Raw genomic sequence first — 5,783 nt, 5'->3', positions numbered from 1 at the left:
GGATGTTGGGTGATTAGAATGAGCGGCTCTTCACTGCTCTGGCTTTTAAGTTTTAGCGGTGAAGCGGTCGACTTGGTTCGGCGGGTTTGAGGTTGTTGATTGGCGGGTTTGTTTTTTTGGGCTTCGGTTTTTGAAATGGCTTAAAAATAAATTTGACAAACACTGAAAACGCTGTAGAATATGTCGGCTCAACAGGGCGAAATGCTCTGGCTCTTTAACAAACGAAATCGAAATAATTTGTGTGGGTATGTGTAGCGACTATGTGCTGTTAGAAATAGTCGACACAGAAACCACGTCAATTCGCAAGAAAAGATGTTCTGTAGTCGAGCCAAGATTGGTCACTAATCTTATTTAGTGACAAGTTAAAATTAAACTGAAGAGTTTGATCATGGCTCAGATTGAACGCTGGCGGTATGCTTAACACATGCAAGTCGAACGGTAGCAGGCCTTCGGGCGCTGACGAGTGGCGGACGGGTGAGTAATGCATAGGAATCTGCCTATTAGTGGGGGACAACGTGGGGAAACTCACGCTAATACCGCATACGCCCTACGGGGGAAAGCTGGGGACCTTCGGGCCTGGCGCTAATAGATGAGCCTATGTCGGATTAGCTAGTTGGTGGGGTAAAGGCCTACCAAGGCGACGATCCGTAGCTGGTCTGAGAGGATGATCAGCCACACTGGGACTGAGACACGGCCCAGACTCCTACGGGAGGCAGCAGTGGGGAATATTGGACAATGGGCGAAAGCCTGATCCAGCAATACCGCGTGTGTGAAGAAGGCCTGAGGGTTGTAAAGCACTTTCAATAGGAAGGAATACCTATCGGTTAATACCCGGTAGACTGACATTACCTATACAAGAAGCACCGGCTAACTCCGTGCCAGCAGCCGCGGTAATACGGAGGGTGCAAGCGTTAATCGGAATTACTGGGCGTAAAGCGTGCGTAGGCGGTTGTTTAAGTCAGATGTGAAAGCCCTGGGCTTAACCTGGGAACTGCATTTGATACTGGGCAACTAGAGTTTAGTAGAGGGGAGTGGAATTTCAGGTGTAGCGGTGAAATGCGTAGAGATCTGAAGGAACACCAGTGGCGAAGGCGGCTCCCTGGACTAAAACTGACGCTGAGGTACGAAAGCGTGGGTAGCAAACAGGATTAGATACCCTGGTAGTCCACGCCGTAAACGATGTCAACTAACTGTTGGGTTCTTAAAGAACTTAGTAGTGGAGCTAACGTATTAAGTTGACCGCCTGGGGAGTACGGCCGCAAGGCTAAAACTCAAATGAATTGACGGGGGCCCGCACAAGCGGTGGAGCATGTGGTTTAATTCGATGCAACGCGAAGAACCTTACCTACCCTTGACATCCAGAGAATCTGTTAGAGATAGCGGAGTGCCTTCGGGAACTCTGAGACAGGTGCTGCATGGCTGTCGTCAGCTCGTGTTGTGAAATGTTGGGTTAAGTCCCGTAACGAGCGCAACCCTTATCCTTAGTTGCCAGCGGGTCATGCCGGGAACTCTAGGGAGACTGCCGGTGATAAACCGGAGGAAGGTGGGGACGACGTCAAGTCATCATGGCCCTTATGGGTAGGGCTACACACGTGCTACAATGGCCGGTACAGAGGGCTGCGAACTCGCGAGAGTAAGCGAATCCCAAAAAGCCGGTCCCAGTCCGGATCGCAGTCTGCAACTCGACTGCGTGAAGTCGGAATCGCTAGTAATCGCGGATCAGAATGCCGCGGTGAATACGTTCCCGGGCCTTGTACACACCGCCCGTCACACCATGGGAGTGGGTTGCAAAAGAAGTAGGTAGTTTAACCTTCGGGAGGGCGCTTACCACTTTGTGATTCATGACTGGGGTGAAGTCGTAACAAGGTAGCCCTAGGGGAACCTGGGGCTGGATCACCTCCTTACAAAGACGGTACACCGTTACACGTACTCACAACAAATTATTTCGATTGAAAGACGCACCTGGGTCTGTAGCTCAGTTGGTTAGAGCGCACCCCTGATAAGGGTGAGGTCGGAGGTTCAACTCCTCCCAGACCCACCAACGCATAAAAGGCGAAAGCAATGAGGCGAAACACAATCAGACCACACGCCTGGTTAGAATAACTGGCGCTGTGCTTAGTCACGTTTCGGCTTGAGTCTTGGCTTTAGTCTGCTTTAGGGGCCATAGCTCAGCTGGGAGAGCGCCTGCCTTGCACGCAGGAGGTCGGGAGTTCGATCCTCCCTGGCTCCACCATCATGCTGAACGCTGAGGGTCAACCAGTTCGTCAAACGTAAGAAAAATAGTGGGTGAACATCAACGCTATAGGGTTTTATCGGCGGCAACAGATAAAGACTTTATAGCATTGGTATTCGTACCGATGGCTCTTTAACAATATGGAAATCTGTAACTATAGTAATGATCAGCAATGATCAACACTAAAACGAGTTGCGGTTTGAATGACGTCAGTCTCGAAAGAGAAAGGCTGAAAGCAAACGGCATGTCGTTCTCAAGCAGAAAAAATCAGCGAAAATGTCAGCTGACAGTATAACCAAAGTACAGACGTATTCGGGTTATATGGTCAAGTGAATAAGCGCATACGGTGAATGCCTAGGCAGTAAGAGGCGATGAAGGACGTTGTAGCATGCGAAAAGCTTTGGGGAGCCTGCAAACCGGCTGTGATCCAGAGATGTCCGAATGGGGAAACCCGGCGCGCATAAGCGCGTCATCTTTGAGTGAATACATAGCTCACTGAAGCGAACCCGGAGAACTGAAACATCTAAGTACCCGGAGGAAAAGAAATCAACCGAGATTCCCTAAGTAGTGGCGAGCGAACGGGGACTAGCCCTTAAGCTAGGATAAGGTTAGTGGAACGGTCTGGAAAGTCCGGCGATACAGGGTGATAGCCCCGTACACGAAAACCTTTTTCTAGTGAAATCGAGTAGGTCGGAGCACGTGAAACTTTGACTGAATATGGGGGGACCATCCTCCAAGGCTAAATACTCCTTACTGACCGATAGTGAACTAGTACCGTGAGGGAAAGGCGAAAAGAACCGCGGAGAGCGGAGTGAAATAGAACCTGAAACCGTATGCGTACAAGCAGTGGGAGCCCCTTCGTGGGGTGACTGCGTACCTTTTGTATAATGGGTCAGCGACTTACATTTTGTGGCAAGCTTAACCGAATAGGGGAGGCGTAGCGAAAGCGAGTCTTAATAGGGCGTTTAGTCGCAAGGTGTAGACCCGAAACCGGGCGATCTATCCATGGCCAGGCTGAAGGTTGGGTAATACTAACTGGAGGGCCGAACCCACGTCTGTTGAAAAAGACGGGGATGAGCTGTGGATCGGAGTGAAAGGCTAATCAAGCTCGGAGATAGCTGGTTCTCCTCGAAAGCTATTTAGGTAGCGCCTCGTGTATCACTGCTGGGGGTAGAGCACTGTTTCGGCTAGGGGGTCATCCCGACTTACCAACCCGATGCAAACTCCGAATACCAGCAAGTGCCAGCACGGGAGACACACGGCGGGTGATAAGGTCCGTCGTGAAAAGGGAAACAGCCCAGACCGTCAGCTAAGGTCCCCAAATCTATGCTCAGTGGGAAACGATGTGGAAAGGCACAGACAGCCAGGAGGTTGGCTTAGAAGCAGCCATCCTTTAAAGAAAGCGTAATAGCTCACTGGTCGAGTCGGTCTGCGCGGAAGATTTACCGGGGCTAAGCATAGTACCGAAGCTACGGATTTACACGTAAGTGTGAGTGGTAGAGGAGCGTTCCGTACGCCTGCGAAGGTCGATTGAGAAGTCGGCTGGAGGTATCGGAAGTGCGAATGCTGACATAAGTAACGATAAAGGGGGTGAAAAACCCCCTCGCCGAAAACCCAAGGTTTCCTGCGCAACGTTAATCGACGCAGGGTTAGTCGGCACCTAAGGCGAGGCTGAAAAGCGTAGTCGATGGAAAACAGGTTAATATTCCTGTACCAGTAGTAACTGCGATGGGGTGACGGAGAAGGCTATATCAGCGGTCGGTTGGAAGTGGCCGTTTAAGCAGGTAGGCATGCATCTTAGGCAAATCCGGGGTGCTCTATGCCGAGACGTGATGACGAGCGGTTCGAAAGAACAGCGAAGTGATAGATGCCCTGCTTCCAGGAAAAACCTCTAAGCTTCAGGTTACTAGTGGCCGTACCCTAAACCGACACAGGTGGGTGGGATGAAAATTCTAAGGCGCTTGAGAGAACCCAGGTGAAGGAACTAGGCAAAATGATACCGTAACTTCGGGAGAAGGTATGCCCTCATTACGTGAAGGTCCTCGCGACTGGAGCGGAAGGGGGTTGCAAAAAATCGGTGGCTGCGACTGTTTAGCAAAAACATAGCACTCTGCAAACACGAAAGTGGACGTATAGGGTGTGACGCCTGCCCGGTGCTGGAAGGTTAATTGATGGGGTTATCTTCGGAGAAGCTCTTGATCGAAGCCCCAGTAAACGGCGGCCGTAACTATAACGGTCCTAAGGTAGCGAAATTCCTTGTCGGGTAAGTTCCGACCTGCACGAATGGCGTAACGATGGCCACACTGTCTCCACCTGGGACTCAGTGAAATTGAAATCGCTGTGAAGATGCAGTGTACCCGCGGCTAGACGGAAAGACCCCGTGCACCTTTACTATAGCTTGACACTGGACTTTGAACCTACTTGTGTAGGATAGGTGGGAGGCTTTGAAGCGGGAACGCCAGTTCTCGTGGAGCCAACCTTGAAATACCACCCTGGTATGTTTGGAGTTCTAACCTCGACCCGTTATCCGGGTTAGGGACAGTGTCTGGTGGGTAGTTTGACTGGGGCGGTCTCCTCCTAAAGAGTAACGGAGGAGCACGAAGGTACCCTCAGCCTGGTCGGAAATCAGGCAATGAGTGCAAAGGCATAAGGGTGCTTGACTGCGAGACGGACAAGTCGAGCAGGTACGAAAGTAGGTCTTAGTGATCCGGTGGTTCTGTATGGAAGGGCCATCGCTCAACGGATAAAAGGTACGCCGGGGATAACAGGCTGATACCGCCCAAGAGTTCATATCGACGGCGGTGTTTGGCACCTCGATGTCGGCTCATCACATCCTGGGGCTGAAGCAGGTCCCAAGGGTATGGCTGTTCGCCATTTAAAGTGGTACGCGAGCTGGGTTCAGAACGTCGTGAGACAGTTCGGTCCCTATCTGCCGTGGGCGTTTGAGATTTGAGGGAAGCTGCTTCTAGTACGAGAGGACCGAAGTGGACGAACCTCTGGTGTTCCGGTTGTCATGCCAATGGCATTGCCGGGTAGCCACGTTCGGACAGGATAACCGCTGAAAGCATCTAAGCGGGAAGCCCCTCCCAAGATGAGATCTCACTGGGACTATAAGTCCCCTGAAGGGCCGTCGGAGACTACGACGTTGATAGGCACGGTGTGGAAGCGCAGTAATGTGTGAAGCTAACGTGTACTAATTGCCCGTGAGGCTTGACCATATAACACCCAATGCGTTTGGGTGTCACTGACACGCTGATAAACGCAAGATAACGACACACTCGATACAGATTTCCATGAAAGCAGGTCAAAGCGAAACGCTTAAAACCTGCGCATGACGGCTGCTACAACAGCCTAACCAGTTTGCTTGGTGAACATAGCAAGCGTGAACCACCCGATCCCATCCCGAACTCGGAAGTGAAACCGCTTAGCGCCGATGATAGTGTGGCAGGTTGCCATGTGAAAGTAGGTCATCGCCAAGCTCTTAAACCAAAAGCCCTGCTTACCCATAGCAGGGCTTTTTTTTTGACCCAAAATCACCCCACTGCTGCTC

Annotated in this window: 2 tRNA genes and 3 rRNA genes; all 5 read left to right on the top strand. The window is 51.3% G+C overall.

Annotated features, from left to right (window positions below):
• Positions 1-370: 370 nt before the first annotated feature.
• The 5 genes from QLH52_RS24415 to rrf all read left to right on the top strand — a co-directional run bounded on the left by QLH52_RS24415 (position 371) and on the right by rrf (position 5,712).
• Positions 371-1,904 (top strand): 16S ribosomal RNA (locus QLH52_RS24415).
• 60 nt (positions 1,905-1,964) lie between these two features.
• Positions 1,965-2,041, top strand: a tRNA-Ile gene (locus QLH52_RS24410).
• Between the two features lie 116 nt (positions 2,042-2,157).
• Positions 2,158-2,233 (top strand) — tRNA-Ala (locus QLH52_RS24405).
• Positions 2,234-2,556: 323 nt separating this feature from the next.
• Positions 2,557-5,451: ribosomal RNA gene (locus QLH52_RS24400) — 23S ribosomal RNA — on the top strand.
• Positions 5,452-5,596: 145 nt separating this feature from the next.
• A 5S ribosomal RNA gene (gene rrf, locus QLH52_RS24395) occupies positions 5,597-5,712 on the top strand.
• Together the 16S, 23S and 5S rRNA genes with 2 tRNA genes alongside form the textbook arrangement of a ribosomal RNA operon.
• The last annotated feature ends 71 nt before the right edge of the window (positions 5,713-5,783 follow it).

The sequence above is a fragment of the Methylomonas defluvii genome (assembly GCF_033949435.1).
Classification (GTDB): domain Bacteria; phylum Pseudomonadota; class Gammaproteobacteria; order Methylococcales; family Methylomonadaceae; genus Methylomonas; species Methylomonas defluvii.
Note: the sequence above shows the minus strand (reverse complement) of the source record. Positions and strands in the feature narration are given on the sequence as shown.